The following is a 1,178-nucleotide window of genomic DNA, read 5'->3' as shown; positions in this document are numbered from 1 at the left end:
GCAGCGAGCTGATCTCCCGAGGTGTGGAAGCAGGGCTCACAGTCATCACAGAATACGGAAAAAAAGGATGGGGCTCCACCATCGAATTGGACGAATTGATTGAGACGGTGATCCTGGATACCGGGCTTGGTGCCGCGCTTGTCACGATCGAAGGCCGGGAATCCGGCAAAGGCGTCGGCATCTACGACGCGCAAGGTGCTTGCAAGGATAAGGAAATCGCGCAGGTGCTCAGGCAGGTGCCGAGTCCGGGCGTTCTGCTTTGGGAAGCGCCGCAAAAGGAGCAGCAGGTGCATCTGATGCAAATGCTGGGAGCCGACGTTCATCTCGGCAATGTCGCTCCTTCGGACGTCATCTCGCTCGAAGCGCTCCGTCGGGGGCTCCGTTCGGATACGATGCTTCCCGAAGGGCTGCAATCCGCCGCCGTCGGCCATTCGTGGGATTGGCAAATTTGAAGCGGGGGAGGTCCGGTTTCCATGAATATTCAAGTGATCGCCTCCATTAACGAAGCGAGGTCCGACGATCTTCAGCACAAAACCGTTATCGTCATCGATGTGCTTCGTGCGACCTCCACGATGCTGACAGCACTTGCCGGGGGATGCCGGACGCTTGTCCCGGTCGAAACGGTGAGTCAGGCAAAAAGCTTGCAGAGCCCGGGGAATTTGCTCGGGGGCGAACGTTCGTGCAAAAAAATTCCCGGCTTCGACTTCGGCAATTCTCCGCTTGAGTATACGCCTGAAGCCTTGGCCGGAAAAACGTTAATCATGACGACGACTAACGGCACCCGGGCGATTCATAAGGCCAGAAAGGCGGATCACGTGCTGATCGGCGCTTTCCTGAACGCCGGGGCCTGTGCCCGCAAAGCGACCTCGCTGGACCAGGAAATCGTGCTGGTCTGTTCGGGAGCCCAGGACGTGTTCTCGCTGGAAGACGGCCTATGCGCCGGTCTGCTTGTGCACGAATTGCTCGGGTTGTCCGGCTGCGACCCGGACAGTCCGGCCGCCGCACAGGCGGTCGGTGATTTCGGCCTGGCCATGCTTCACGCCTACCGGCAAGTGCAGGACCGTCTGACCGAGACGCTGCTCTCCTGCGCCGGCGGACGACGGCTGACCAAGCTCGGCTTCCGCGACGATGTGACGTACTGCTCGCAAATCGATCTATTGCCTTTGGCCCCTATCGTC

The 1,178-nt window shown here is 59.7% G+C and carries 2 protein-coding genes; both read left to right on the top strand.

The window, feature by feature from the left end; all coding sequences use genetic code 11:
• Positions 1-452, top strand: a 452-nt coding sequence (locus tag QJ48_RS33525) for a phosphosulfolactate synthase (protein WP_193394542.1), incomplete at its 5' end; no start/stop codon positions are given.
• Between the two features lie 21 nt (positions 453-473).
• Positions 474-1,178 (top strand): 2-phosphosulfolactate phosphatase (locus tag QJ48_RS33520; RefSeq protein WP_054977629.1); only part of this gene is annotated, 705 nt, incomplete at its 3' end.

This window comes from Paenibacillus sp. A3 (genome assembly GCF_001399685.1).
Classification (GTDB): Bacteria; Bacillota; Bacilli; order Paenibacillales; family NBRC-103111; genus Paenibacillus_G.
Note: the sequence above shows the minus strand (reverse complement) of the source record. Positions and strands in the feature narration are given on the sequence as shown.